1 pseudogene is annotated in these 204 nt (G+C 39.7%); it reads left to right on the top strand.

The features are described 5' to 3' along the window. Positions 1 to 204: pseudogene (locus tag GQ590_RS12210) on the top strand (IS481 family transposase); the annotation flags it as partial.

Below are 204 nucleotides of genomic sequence, written 5' to 3'. Positions count from 1 at the left end.
AACAGTCTGATTGCTGCCAATATGCTCAATGATAAAATACTTCCTTTCTTTTGATAGTGAACAAGTGCCACTTTTACGCATTCTTACCGACCGAGGTACGGAATATAATGGCCATAAGGAGAGCCATGCTTACGAACTTTATCTTAATCTAGAAGATATTGAACACACCAAGACCAAAGCCTACAGCCCACAAACTAACGGTAT

Source organism: Gilliamella sp. Lep-s35, from assembly GCF_009795845.1.
Taxonomy (GTDB): Bacteria; Pseudomonadota; Gammaproteobacteria; order Enterobacterales; family Orbaceae; genus Gilliamella.
Note: the sequence above shows the minus strand (reverse complement) of the source record. Positions and strands in the feature narration are given on the sequence as shown.